This window comes from Segeticoccus sp. (assembly GCF_035708005.1).
In genome coordinates this window covers 1-12,175 of sequence record NZ_DASSTI010000045.1, presented here as the reverse complement: position 1 = coordinate 12,175, position 12,175 = coordinate 1, and the positions used below count along the sequence as shown (strand labels likewise).

General features: G+C 69.6%; 10 protein-coding genes, 1 tRNA gene and 1 pseudogene. 9 read left to right on the top strand and 3 right to left on the bottom strand.

The window, feature by feature from the left end; all coding sequences use genetic code 11:
- Positions 1-9: 9 nt before the first annotated feature.
- The 3 genes from VFL99_RS05410 to VFL99_RS05400 all read right to left on the bottom strand — a co-directional run bounded on the left by VFL99_RS05410 (position 10) and on the right by VFL99_RS05400 (position 2,970).
- Positions 10-1,041, bottom strand: a complete 1,032-nt coding sequence (locus VFL99_RS05410; RefSeq protein ID WP_325105314.1) for an adenosine deaminase — start codon at positions 1,039-1,041, stop codon at positions 10-12.
- A 24-nt stretch (positions 1,042-1,065) separates the two neighbouring features.
- Complete coding sequence (locus VFL99_RS05405; RefSeq protein ID WP_325105313.1) at positions 1,066-1,614, bottom strand: DUF5709 domain-containing protein; 549 nt, start codon at positions 1,612-1,614, stop codon at positions 1,066-1,068.
- A gap of 111 nt (positions 1,615-1,725) precedes the next feature.
- Positions 1,726-2,970 (bottom strand): pyridoxal phosphate-dependent aminotransferase, encoded by a 1,245-nt coding sequence (locus tag VFL99_RS05400; protein ID WP_325105312.1) that lies wholly within the window; start codon positions 2,968-2,970, stop codon positions 1,726-1,728.
- Positions 2,971-3,192: 222 nt separating this feature from the next.
- Between VFL99_RS05400 and VFL99_RS05395 the strand changes: the two genes are divergently transcribed.
- From VFL99_RS05395 to VFL99_RS05355, 9 genes and pseudogenes are all read left to right on the top strand, one after another.
- Positions 3,193-3,265: transfer RNA gene (locus VFL99_RS05395), tRNA-Trp, on the top strand.
- A gap of 92 nt (positions 3,266-3,357) precedes the next feature.
- Positions 3,358-3,627: a preprotein translocase subunit SecE gene (gene secE, locus VFL99_RS05390; RefSeq protein ID WP_325105311.1), complete on the top strand. Its 270-nt coding sequence runs from the start codon at positions 3,358-3,360 to the stop codon at positions 3,625-3,627.
- 90 nt (positions 3,628-3,717) lie between these two features.
- A complete protein-coding gene (gene nusG, locus VFL99_RS05385; RefSeq protein ID WP_325105310.1) occupies positions 3,718-4,596 on the top strand; it encodes a transcription termination/antitermination protein NusG in 879 nt (292 codons plus the stop codon).
- Between the two features lie 108 nt (positions 4,597-4,704).
- Positions 4,705-5,133 (top strand): 50S ribosomal protein L11, encoded by a 429-nt coding sequence (gene rplK / locus VFL99_RS05380; protein ID WP_325105309.1) that lies wholly within the window; start codon positions 4,705-4,707, stop codon positions 5,131-5,133.
- Positions 5,134-5,280: 147 nt separating this feature from the next.
- Positions 5,281-6,003 carry a 50S ribosomal protein L1 gene (gene rplA, locus VFL99_RS05375; protein WP_325105308.1) on the top strand — a complete coding sequence of 241 codons (723 nt, stop codon included), beginning with the start codon at positions 5,281-5,283 and terminating at the stop codon, positions 6,001-6,003.
- 404 nt (positions 6,004-6,407) lie between these two features.
- Positions 6,408-6,962 (top strand): 50S ribosomal protein L10, encoded by a 555-nt coding sequence (rplJ, locus tag VFL99_RS05370; protein WP_325105307.1) that lies wholly within the window; start codon positions 6,408-6,410, stop codon positions 6,960-6,962.
- A gap of 70 nt (positions 6,963-7,032) precedes the next feature.
- Positions 7,033-7,425 (top strand): 50S ribosomal protein L7/L12, encoded by a 393-nt coding sequence (gene rplL / locus VFL99_RS05365; protein ID WP_325105306.1) that lies wholly within the window; start codon positions 7,033-7,035, stop codon positions 7,423-7,425.
- Positions 7,426-7,882: 457 nt separating this feature from the next.
- Positions 7,883-11,368, top strand: a complete 3,486-nt coding sequence (gene rpoB, locus VFL99_RS05360; protein WP_325105305.1) for a DNA-directed RNA polymerase subunit beta — start codon at positions 7,883-7,885, stop codon at positions 11,366-11,368.
- A gap of 151 nt (positions 11,369-11,519) precedes the next feature.
- Positions 11,520-12,175 (top strand): annotated as a pseudogene (locus tag VFL99_RS05355) (DNA-directed RNA polymerase subunit beta'); the annotation flags it as partial.

Genomic DNA, 12,175 nt, shown 5'->3' with positions numbered 1-12,175 from the left:
CTCGCCCGGTCAGTTGCCGGGGGACTGGTGCCAGGCGTCGATGTCCGCGAGCAGGCGCTTCTGCACGTGAGCCGGCGCCCGCGAGCCCCGGACCGACCCGGCGGCGAGTGCGGCCAGGGCCGTGTCGTCGAGGCCGTGGTCGACACGAGCGGATTCGTACTGCGCGGCGAGGCGGGAGCCGAACAGCAGCGGGTCGTCCGCGCCGAGTGCCATCTGGGCGCCCGCCGCCAGCAGCGCCTTGAGGGGCACGGCGGACGGCGCGGGGTAGACCCCGAGCGCCACGTTGCTCCCCGGGCAGACCTCGAGGGTGACCTGCTCCTCGACCACGCGGTCGAGCACGGTTGGGTCCTCGACGCTGCGCACGCCGTGGCCCAGCCGGTCCGGCGCGAGGGCATCGAGCGTCTCGCCGACCGCATCGGCGCCCAACAGCTCGCCACCGTGCGGCACGAGCGCGAGCCCCGCCTGCCGAGCGATCTGGAAGGCCTTCGCGAAGTCGGCGGTGACGCCGCGCCGCTCGTCGTTGCTGAGCCCGAAGCCGACCACGGTCCCTGCGGAGTCGCCGGCGTACTTCGCGGCCAGCCGGGCCAGGGTTCGTGCCTCGAGGGGGTGGCGCATCCGGCTGGCCGCGACGATCACCGCCACCTCGGTGCCGGTCGCTGCGTTCGCCGCCCGGGCCTCGTCCAGGACGATCTCGAGCGTGGGGGTGATCCCGCCCAGGTGCGTGGCGTAGGTCGTCGGGTCGACCTGGATCTCCAGCCAGCGCGACCCCTCCGCCGCGTCGTCCTCCGCGGCCTCCCGGACGATGCGGCGCATGTCGGCCTCGTCGCGCACACAGGCGCGTGCTGCGTCATACAGCCGTTGGAAGCGGAACCAGCCGCGTTCGTCGGTGGCGCGCAACCGGGGCGGCCACGACGCGGTCAGCGAGTCCGGCAGGTGCAGGCCATGCTTGCCGGCGAGCTCGCGCAGGGTCGAGATCCGCATCGACCCGGTGAAGTGCAGGTGGAGGTGGGCCTTGGGCAGCTCCTGCACCGGACGCGGCATGGGCGTCAGTCTGCCAGTCGCTGTTCAGCGACCGTTGCGGAAGTCCTGGTCCAGGTCCTCGTCGGTGTCGGCCTCCACGCCCTCGTCGACCGTGTGCATGGCGGCCTCCTCGCTGGAGGCCGCGCCGCCGGAGATGCCGACGTCCTCGGCCACCAGGTCGCTCTCGTCGTCCTCGTGCGCCCCCTCGTCGGGCGCCACCAGCCGACCGGTCCGGGCCTCGCCGACCTCGTCGTCGCCGAGGAAGTCCAGGTCGGCCGGGATCGAGTCGCGGTCGTCACCGCCGACGCGATCGTCCTCATTGAGCCCGCTCTCGTTCTCCGGAGCGCCGTAGGCGGACTCGGGGTCCGGCACCTCCTGGCGGATCCGCTGATCGATCGTCTCGCCGCGCTCCTGCTCCTCCACCGTGGTGCCGAAGCTGTCCACCCCCCGCGGTCGCTCGGGAGGGGAGTACCCCTCGTCCAGGGCATCCTCGAGGCCGCGGTCGTCGAGGGTGTCCTCCTCCGGCAGCTGCGTCTCGTCGTCGAGGCTGTAGCTGCCCATCGACTCCGCGCCCGTGCTCTCGTGATCGGTCATGGCTCCGACCCTGCCACCGCGCGCAGACGCCCGCGACCCCGAGGGGCCGCGGGCGTCCACATCGCGTCGGGCGGGGCACCGGTGCCTCACCGTGGGCGGCTCACCGCCGGGTCAGCGCGCCTCGGCCAGCAGCTTCTGGATCCGGCCCACGCCCTCTTCGAGGTCGTTGTCACCGAGTGCGTACGAGAGTCGCAGGTAGCCGCTGGGACCGAACGCCTCGCCTGGGACCACGGCGACCTCGACCTCCTCGAGGATCAACTCGCTGAGCTCGACAGACGTGCGGGGAGTGCGGCCGCGAATGGTCCTACCGAGCAGCCCCTTCACCGACGGGTAGACGTAGAACGCCCCCTGCGGCGTCGGGCACTCCACGCCGTCGATGGCGCTGAGCATCTCGACGATGGTGCGCCGCCGCCGGTCGAAGGCGACCTTCATCTCCTCCACGGCCTCCAGGGAGCCGTTCAGCGCGGCGATCGCGGCCCGCTGGGAGACGTTGGCGACGTTGGATGTGGCGTGCGACTGCAGGTTGGTCGCCGCCTTGACGACGTCGCGGGGGCCGATCATCCAGCCCACGCGCCAGCCGGTCATGGCGTAGGTCTTCGCCACACCGTTGAGCACCACGCAGTGCTCGGCCAACTCCGGCACGAGCACCGGCATCGACGGCGCCTCGGCCCCGTCGTAGGTGAGGTGCTCGTAGATCTCGTCGGTCACGACCCAGATGCCGTGCTCCACGGCCCAACGGCCGATCGCCTCGACCTCGGCGCGCGGGTAGACCGCGCCGGTGGGGTTGGAGGGGGAGTTGAACAGCAGCACCTTGGTCTGGTCGGTGCGGGCCGCCTCGAGCTGCTCGACGGTGACCCGGTAGTTCTGCTCCTCACCGGCGAAGACGTCGACCGGCGTCCCGCCGGCGAGCTTGATCGACTCGGGGTAGGTGGTCCAGTACGGCGTCGGCAGCAGCACCTCGTCACCGGGGTCGAGCAGCGCCGCGAACGTGTTGTAGACGGCCTGCTTGCCGCCGTTGGTGACGAGCACCTGGTCCGGCTGCACGGCATACCCGCTGTCGCGCTGGGTCTTGGCGACGATGGCCGCCTTGAGCTCGGGCAGCCCACCGGCCGGTGTGTAGCGGTGGTTCTTCGGGTCCGTGGTCGCCGCGCGGGCGGCCTCGACGATGTAGTCCGGCGTCGGGAAGTCCGGTTCGCCGGCGCCGAAGCCGATCACCGGGCGGCCCTGTGCCTTGAGCGCCTTGGCCTTGGCGTCGACCGCGAGCGTCGCGGACTCCGTGATGTTGCCGATGCGGCGGGAGACCCGCCGGGGGTGGGGACGGTTGCTGGGGACAGAGGTGGCGGTTGTCTCGGTCACGCGCCCCATGGTCCCATTGCTTCCTGTATGCCGGACCGCGCCGTCCGCGCAGTGGTCACCCACCTGCTCGGCCACCCGCGGGGTCGCCCGCCGGGTTCGCGTCCGCGGCCGGACCTCGCGTACACTCGTCGGTCGGGTGGTGGATGGCCGCCACGCTGAGTCACGTCGCGGCAGCCGCGGCCGTGCGCAGTGGGCCGGTCCGTCGATCGCCCGGCACCCCGAAGGGCAGTGGCTCAATTGGTAGAGCACCGGTCTCCAAAACCGGCGGTTGGGGGTTCGAGTCCCTCCTGCCCTGCGTCGTAGTGTGATGGTGTATCGATTGCCGACCACGCGGTCAGGTGTCGGCGACCTGCGTCGCTCGCACCTGAGCGCCAGAGATGAGGAACTGTGACCGACACGAGCACCGCGGGACGCCGCGGTTCCGGTCGATCGGGGCCGCCCACGCAGGAGAAGCGTGGCGTCTTTGGTGCCATCGCGCTGTTCGTCAGCCAGATCATCGACGAGCTCCGCAAGGTCGTGCGGCCGACGCGCGAGGAGCTGACCACGTACACCATCGTGGTCATCGTCTTCGTCGCGGCGATCATGGCCTACGTGTTCGGGCTGGACTACGCGTTCACCCGGCTCGTCCTGTGGGTGTTCGGCGGGGCGACCGCCTGACCTCAGCCGTGCCGGCGGGGGACGACGTCCGCCCCGGAGAGTTCCGCCCCGACAACCCGCCCGATGTTGCAGCAGTGAGGAAGCAGGTCAATGTCCGATCAGTCCCCGCAGTGGACCGCTGAGGCCGACGGCGCCGAGCAGGACGCGCCGAACGCTGCCGTCGAGCAGGACGCCCAGGTCGACGTCGCCGACCCGACCGAGGTCGCCGAGGTCGCCGACGAGGAGGTGGAGCAGCCCGCGGCGGAGGAGTCGGTGGCTGACGTTTCCGAGGAGCCCGTGGCTGACGTCTCCGAGGAGCCCGCTGCCGATGCGTCGGACGCCCCGGTCACGGAGACCGTGGAGCCGGAGGAGGAGGCTCCGCTGACCGCCGAGGAGTTCAAGCGGCAGTTGCGGATGCAGGAGGGCGACTGGTACGTCGTCCACTCCTACGCCGGCTACGAGAACCGCGTGAAGACCAACCTCGAGAACCGCGTCACCAGCCTCAACATGGAGCCCTACATCTTCGAGGTGCAGGTCCCCATGGAGGAGGTCACCGAGATCAAGAACGGCCAGCGCAAGCAGGTTCGCCGCGTGCGGATGCCCGGCTACGTGCTGGTGCGTATGGACCTCACCGACGAGAGCTGGGGCGCCGTCCGGCACACCCCGGGGGTCACCGGATTCGTGGGCCACACCCACCAGCCGGTGCCGCTGTCCGCCGACGAGGTCTTCACCATGCTGAACCCGGCCGTCGAGGAGGCCGCGCCGGCCGCCGGCGGGGCACCCGCCGAGCGGGGTGGCCGCCCGACCGAGGTCAAGGTCGTCGACTTCGAGGTCGGGGAGTCCGTCACGGTCATGGAGGGCCCGTTCGAGACGATGCCCGCCACCATCTCCGAGATCAGCCCCGACACCCAGAAGCTCAAGGTGCTGGTCTCCATCTTCGGCCGCGAGACGCCGGTCGAGCTCTCGTTCAACCAGGTCGCCAAGATCTAGACGCCCGGGGCTCTGCCCCCGGAAACCCCGCCCCGGGCTTCGTCCGGGCATGCAACCGGGTCATCGCCCATGGCGTGGGCCCACAACCACGAAAGAGGACGCACCCACATGCCTCCCAAGAAGAAGGTCGCCGGCTTCATCAAGCTGCAGATCCAGGCCGGCCAGGCCACCCCGGCCCCGCCGGTCGGCCCGGCCCTCGGCCAGCACGGCGTCAACATCATGGAGTTCGTCAAGGCGTACAACGCCGCGACGGAGAACCAGCGCGGCAACGTGATCCCGGTGGAGATCACGGTCTACGAGGACCGATCCTTCACCTTCGTCACCAAGACGCCGCCGGCCGCCGAGCTGATCAAGAAGGCCGCGGGTGTGCCCAAGGGTTCCGGCGAGCCGCACAAGACCAAGGTGGGCCACCTCAGCGCCGACCAGGTCCGCGAGATCGCCGAGCAGAAGATGGCCGACCTCAACGCGAACGACGTCGAGCAGGCCAGCCGGATCATCGCCGGGACCGCTCGGTCGATGGGCATCACCACCGACTGATCGACGACCGCGCCGAGGCAACGCAGCGAAGCGAGGCCCGAGGCGCCGAGGAGATCAGTCATCCCCACACCGCCTGATCTCCGTTTCCCGTGGGAGGGCCACGCGCTGGTCCGCACCACAACTCCACACCGAACACCAGGAGCAGACATGAAGCGCAGCAAGGCCTACCGGTCCGCGATCGCCAAGGTCGACGCCGAGCGGCTCTACAGCCCGCTGGAGGCCGTCCGTCTCGCGAAGGAGACCTCCACCACGAAGTACGACGCCACCGTCGAGGTGGCCATGCGGCTCGGCGTGGACCCGCGCAAGGCGGACCAGATGGTCCGCGGCACGGTGAACCTGCCGCACGGCACCGGCAAGACCGCCCGCGTGCTGGTCTTCGCCGCCGGTGACAAGGCGCAGGCCGCCACCGAGGCCGGTGCCGACCACGTCGGCACCGACGAGCTCATCGAGCGGATCCAGGGCGGCTGGCTCGACTTCGACGCGGTCGTGGCCACCCCTGACCTCATGGGCAAGGTCGGCCGGCTCGGCAAGGTCCTCGGCCCCCGCGGCCTCATGCCGAACCCGAAGACCGGCACCGTGACCATGGATGTCGCCAAGGCGGTCTCCGACATCAAGGGCGGCAAGATCGAGTTCCGCGTGGACAAGCACGCGAACCTCCACTTCATCATCGGCAAGACCTCGTTCAGCGACCAGGCGCTCGTGGAGAACTACGCCAGCGCGCTGGAGGAGATCCTGCGACTGAAGCCGTCCGCCTCCAAGGGCCGCTACATCGAGCGGGCCACGATGAGCACGACGATGGGGCCGGGCATCCCGCTCGACACCACCCGCACGCGCAACCTGCTGGCCGAGGACGAGGCCGTCAGCGCCTGACCTCGCCGCTCGCTGTCGAGCACTCGAGCGCAGCGACGCCCCGCCCGGGACTCCGGGTCGGGGCGTCGCGTCGTCCGGTGCCCGACCAGCGGCCCACCCGAGGGAGCCGTTTTGACCCTGCGGCGCGCCGGCCCGTATCCTGAAGCCACCCAAGACCGCCGGTTGTCACCGATGCGTGTCCTGGCCCGAGTGGCCACGCACGTCCGGTGTCCGAAGGTCCCGCGACCAGCGGGCGACCTGCGCAGGTGACGAAGCGAACGGCATACCGCTGGCAGCGACGCAAGACGTCGTATGCCCGGGTGGTTGACGTGCGAGCCCCGTGCCCTGCGCCGGGGCTCCTTTGCTGTCCAGCTCGATTGCGGGGCCCTTCCGCCGGCACTGGAACACCACCTGAAGGAGGCCCCATGGCGAAGCCCGAGAAGGCAGCTGCCATCGCCGAGCTGGCGGACAAGTTCCGTGGCTCGGATGCGGCCGTGCTCACGGAGTACCGCGGACTGTCCGTGGCCCAGCTCTCCGAGCTGCGCAGCTCCCTGCGCGGGAACGCGACCTACACCGTGGTGAAGAACACGCTCACCCAGCTCGCGACCAAGGAAGCCGGCGTCACGGCCTTCGACGGTCAGCTGCAGGGGCCTTCGGCCATCGCCTTCATCAGCGGTGACCCGGTCGAGGCGGCCAAGGGTCTGCGTGACTTCGCCAAGGCGAACCCCCTCCTCGTGATCAAGGCCGGCCTCGTCGAGGGCAAGGCCATGACCGCCGAGGAGATCAACAAGCTCGCCGACCTCGAGTCGCGCGAGATCCTCCTGGCCAAGCTGGCGGGCGCCATGAAGGCCTCGCTCAGCCAGGCCGCCGCCCTGTTCAACGCGCCGCTGTCCAAGACGGTGCGCACGGTCGAGGCCCTGCGGGCCAAGGTCGAGAGCGAGGGCACCACCGACGTCGCCGCGGGTGGCGACGAGGGCTGACGCGCACCCGCGCGACCGGTCCGCACTTCACATCCACGCCACTCACGGCAGGAACAGAAAGGACGCCACCATGGCGAAGCTCAGCACCGACGAGCTGCTCGATGCCTTCAAGGAGATGACCCTCATCGAGCTGTCCGAGTTCGTCAAGCAGTTCGAGGAGACCTTCGACGTCACCGCGGCCGCCCCGGTCGCCGTCGCCGGCCCGGCCGCCGGCGCCGCTGGCGGTGGCGAGGCCGCCGCTGCCGAGGAGCAGGACGAGTTCGACGTCGTCCTCGAGGCCGCTGGCGACAAGAAGATCCAGGTCATCAAGGAGGTGCGCGCCCTCACGAGCCTCGGTCTGAAGGAGGCCAAGGACCTCGTCGACGGCGCGCCGAAGCCGGTCCTGGAGAAGGTCGACAAGGAGGCCGCCGAGAAGGCCAAGGCCGCGCTCGAGGGCGCCGGCGCCACCGTCACCCTCAAGTGATCGTGTCTCCGGTGGGGGTATGAGCCCTACCGGGGAGCGCTCGCCAAGCGGCGACGTCGTAGGAGCCGCGAGCCAGTTCACAGGCGGGGCGGACCAGTCACTGGTCCGCCCCGCCTCGTGCGTGTCGACCAGACCCGCGGCACGCCATACCGGCGAATCCCTTGACGCGGGAGCCGCGAGGGGTCATTCTCAGGTGACGCGATCCGCTCCCGGTCCGAGCCGGCCCGCTGACCTCCCCCGCCGATCCGGCAGGGGTCGTAGGCGCGGGTGCTCCCGGGGGCGGCTGGACGAACGTGCCCGCGGAGAGTATGCTGTTGCTTTGCGCTGCCCCTGACCTCCTCTCCGCGCCCCTCTGCCGTTGTGCTGCCCAGCGTCACGCCGGCGGATCGGGCCCGGTCGGCGGCCCCGAGGTGGCGCGAACTTGCCGCTCTTGAACAGGCCCGTGGAAGGACCCTCCTTGGCTGCCTCGCGTTCTGCGACCCAGACTGTGTCCACTGCTCGTACGGCTTCCGGCCGTCTCTCCTTCGCGAAGATCAAAGAACCCCTCGAGATCCCCGATCTCCTCGCTCTCCAGACGGAGAGCTTCGACTGGCTGCTCGGCAACGAGCGCTGGCAGGCCCGTGTTGAGGCCGCCAAGGCCACCGGGCGCACCGACGTCCCGGACACCTCCGGTCTGGAGGAGATCTTCGAGGAGATCTCCCCCATCGAGGACTTCTCCGGCTCGATGTCCCTCTCGTTCCGCGACCACCGGTTCGAGGAGGTGAAGTACTCCGTCGACGAGTGCAAGGAGAAGGACATGACCTACTCCGCGCCCCTGTTCGTCACGGCCGAGTTCATGAACACCACGACCGGCGAGATCAAGAGCCAGACCGTGTTCATGGGTGACTTCCCGCTCATGACCGACCGCGGCACCTTCATCATCAACGGCACCGAGCGTGTCGTCGTGTCCCAGCTCGTCCGCAGCCCGGGCGTCTACTTCGAGCGGTCCCTGGACAAGACCTCCGACAAGGACGTCTTCAACGCCAAGGTCATCCCCTCCCGCGGCGCCTGGCTCGAGTTCGAGATCGACAAGCGCGACACCGTGGGCGTGCGCGTCGACCGCAAGCGCAAGCAGTCCGTGACGGTCCTGCTCAAGGCCCTCGGCATGAGCGAGGCCGAGATCCTCGAGAAGCTCGGCGACTACGAGGCGATCCGCGAGACCCTGGAGAAGGACCACACCTCCGGCCAGGACGACGCGCTGCTCGACATCTACCGGAAGCTGCGCCCGGGCGAGCCGCCGACCCGTGAGGCGGCCCAGACCCTGCTGGAGAACCTCTACTTCAACCCCAAGCGCTACGACCTGGCCAAGGTCGGTCGCTACAAGATCGACAAGAAGCTGGGCCTCGAGGCGCCGCTGGCCGACTCGGTGCTGTCCGTGGACGACATCGTCGGCACGATCCGCTACCTGTGCGCCCTCCACGCCGGTGAGACGACCCTGCCGGGCCGCCGCCACGGCGAGGACGTCAGCATCCGGGTCGAGACCGACGACATCGACCACTTCGGCAACCGCCGCCTGCGCAACGTCGGCGAGCTCATCCAGAACCAGGTCCGCACCGGCCTGTCCCGGATGGAGCGGGTCGTCCGCGAGCGGATGACCACCCAGGACGTCGAGGCGATCACGCCGCAGACGCTGATCAACATCCGGCCGGTCGTCGCCTCCATCAAGGAGTTCTTCGGCACCAGCCAGCTGTCGCAGTTCATGGACCAGAACAACCCGCTCGCCGGGTTGACCCACAAGCGCCGCCTGTCGGCGCTCGGCCCGGGCGGTCTGTCCCGTGACCGCGCCGGCATGGAGGTCCGCGACGTCCACCCCTCGCACTACGGCCGCATGTGCCCGATCGAGACGCCGGAAGGCCCGAACATCGGTCTGATCGGCGCGCTGGCCTCCTACGGGCGGATCAACCCGTTCGGCTTCGTGGAGACTCCCTACCGGCGGGTCGACAAGGGCCAGGTCACCGATGACATCGACTACCTCTCCGCCGACGAGGAGGAGGAGTTCGTCATCGCGCAGGCCAACGCCCGGCTCACCCCGGACGGCCACTTCCGCGAGGAGCGGGTCCTGGTCCGCACCAAGGGCGGCGAGGCCGTCGACGTGCCGGCCGAGGACGTCGACTACATGGACGTGTCCGCCCGGCAGATGGTCTCCGCGGCCACCGGTCTGATCCCGTTCCTCGAGCACGACGACGCCAACCGTGCGCTCATGGGCGCCAACATGCAGCGCCAGGCGGTGCCGCTCGTGCGCTCGGAGGCCCCGCTCGTGGGCACCGGCATCGAGTACCGTGCGGCGCTCGACTCCGGTGACGTGGTGCGGGCCCAGAAGGCTGGCGTGGTCCAGGAGGTGTCCGCCGACACCGTGACGGTGGCGGCCGACGACGGTACCTACCAGACCTACAAGATCGCCAAGTTCACCCGGTCCAACCAGGGCACGTCCTACAACCAGCGCGTCCTGGTCGACGAGGGCGACCGGCTCGAGGTCGGCGGGGTCATCGCCGACGGGCCGGCGACCGACGGCGGCGAGATGGCGCTCGGCAAGAACCTGCTCGTGGCGTTCATGCCGTGGGAGGGCCACAACTACGAGGACGCGATCATCCTGTCCCAGCGCCTGGTGCAGGACGACGTGCTCTCCTCGATCCACATCGAGGAGCACGAGATCGACGCCCGCGACACCAAGCTGGGTCCGGAGGAGATCACCCGGGACATCCCGAACGTCTCCGAGGAGGTCCTCGCCGACCTCGACGAGCGCGGCATCATCCGCATCGGTGCCGAGGTCCGCGACGGCGACCTGCTCGTCGGCAAGGTCACCCCGAAGGGTGAGACCGAGCTGACCCCCGAGGAGCGGCTGCTGCGCGCGATCTTCGGTGAGAAGGCCCGCGAGGTCCGCGACACCTCCATGAAGGTGCCGCACGGCGAGACCGGCACGGTCATCGGCGTCAAGGTGTTCGATCGCGAGGAGGGCGACGAGCTGCCCCCGGGCGTGAACCAGCTCGTCCGCGTCTACGTCGCCAACAAGCGCAAGATCACCGACGGCGACAAGCTCGCCGGTCGCCACGGCAACAAGGGCGTCATCTCCAAGATCCTGCCCGTCGAGGACATGCCGTTCCTCGAGGACGGCACGCCCGTCGACATCGTGCTCAACCCGCTCGGCGTGCCGGGCCGCATGAACGTCGGGCAGATCCTGGAGCTGCACCTGGGCTGGGCGGCCTCCCGCGGCTGGAAGATCGAGGGCGAGCCGGACTGGGCCAAGAACATCCCGCAGGACGCGCGCGAGGCCGGTGCCGGCACCCGCGTCGCCTCGCCGGTGTTCGACGGCGCCCGGGAGAAGGAGATCACCGGCCTGCTGGACTCCACCAACCCGACCCGCGACGGTGACCGGCTGGTTGACGCCTCGGGCAAGACCCGACTCTTCGACGGCCGCTCCGGCGAGCCGTTCCCGGAGCCGGTGTCGGTGGGCTACATGTACATCCTCAAGCTGCACCACCTGGTCGATGACAAGATCCACGCGCGGTCGACCGGTCCGTACTCGATGATCACCCAGCAGCCGCTCGGCGGTAAGGCCCAGTTCGGTGGCCAGCGCTTCGGTGAGATGGAGGTCTGGGCGCTCGAGGCGTACGGCGCGGCCTACGCGCTGCAGGAGCTGCTGACGATCAAGTCCGACGACGTGACCGGCCGGGTCAAGGTCTACGAGGCGATCGTCAAGGGCGACAACATCCCCGAGCCCGGCATCCCGGAGTCGTTCAAGGTGCTCATCAAGGAGATGCAGTCCCTCTGCCTCAACGTGGAGGTGCTCTCCAGCGACGGCACGCAGATCGACCTGCGCGACCCCGACCAGGAGGTCTTCCGCGCGGCCGAGGAGCTCGGCATCGACCTGTCCCGGCGGGAGCCGGCGAGCGTCGAGGAAGTCTGAGAAGGAGGAACGGTATGCCGGGTGCTCGCGTCCGTGAGCCACGGCACCCGGTGCGTGCCCGGCATACCGCTCCCGTCACCACGTACTGACTCACCACGTACTGACGATCACCACTGATCACTGCTAGAGATTTAGCGAGAGAAGGACACACGTGCTCGACGTCAACTTCTTCGACGAGCTGCGCATCGGCCTCGCGACCGCGGAGGACATCCGCGAGTGGAGCCACGGCGAGGTCAAGAAGCCGGAGACCATCAACTACCGCACCCTGAAGCCGGAGAAGGACGGGCTCTTCTGCGAGAAGATCTTCGGTCCCACACGGGACTGGGAGTGCTACTGCGGCAAGTACAAGCGCGTCCGGTTCAAGGGCATCATCTGCGAGCGCTGCGGCGTCGAGGTGACCCGCGCCGGCGTGCGTCGTGAGCGCATGGGCCACATCGAGCTCGCCGCCCCGGTCACGCACATCTGGTACTTCAAGGGTGTGCCGAGCCGCCTCGGCTACCTGCTCGACCTGGCGCCGAAGGACCTGGAGAAGGTCATCTACTTCGCTGCCTACATGATCACCTCGGTCGACACCGAGGCTCGGCACCGCGACCTGCCCTCCCTCGAGGCGCAGATCGAGACCGAGAAGAAGGAGCTGGAGAACCGCCGCGACGCCGACGTGGAGGCTCGGGCCAAGAAGCTCGAGTCCGACCTCGCCGAGCTCGAGGCCGAGGGTGCGAAGGCGGACGCCCGCCGCAAGGTGCGCGAGAGCGCCGAGCGGGAGATGAACGCCATCCGCAAGCGCGCCGACCAGCAGGTCGAGCGGCT